A 684-nucleotide genomic window follows, 5' to 3' on the forward strand; every position below is an offset into this window, starting at 1 on the left:
CAAGATACGATAAAACCGATACCAGCTATCAAGCCTCATGGAACCTGGCCGCAGCGATCATCGCATTGCGCTAAATGTCCACAGACCTTAGGAGAATTCACGGTTGAAAAGACCAAGAAGCTAATTGGTGACCCCGAACAATTCATGTTGGTTTCTGAGAACGCCGAAGGAATCGATGGCTTCATAAGGGTATCTTCGAACAGCCCTGCGCCAGTAGATGGATGTTCTGACGTAGAGATTTCCACCTTTTACGTTCAGCCAAGACACCATGGGAAGGGTATTGGGAAACGTCTCCTGTCTGCGGCGCTCGATCACTGTCGCGATATTTCTGTCGACTCTGTATGGTTAACAACCAATGCTGAAAATGATCCGGCGATTTCTTTCTATCTTGGGAAAGGCTTTGAACACGTTGGCGAGACACACTTTCTCATTGATGATCAGGGCTATCTAAACAACGTCTATCGCTTTTCCGTGCTCTGAAAAACGCGGTGGGATTAATGGCCGCTTCGTCCGCATCGCGGACGTCTGCTTAATGCGCAGCTAAGATCTGTTTGGAGCCCAAGACATCGGATGCTGCGCATCCAATGAATTTCTGCTAGAGCGTTTCCCGCTTACTCCGGCTCATATCCTGCGGCAGCGAAGTAGTTTCTTGCCTCTGAGGGCGTGACTGCGTCTATCGCAGAC

The 684-nt window shown here is 49.6% G+C and carries 1 protein-coding gene; it reads left to right on the forward strand.

The window, feature by feature from the left end; all coding sequences use genetic code 11:
- Positions 1-480: N-acetyltransferase family protein (locus ACXAIC_RS24760; protein ID WP_475187102.1), on the forward strand; the 480-nt coding region annotated here is incomplete at its 5' end.
- Between the last annotated feature and the right edge of the window lie 204 nt (positions 481-684).

Source organism: Roseibium sp. AWQ4_254 (genome assembly GCF_056161025.1).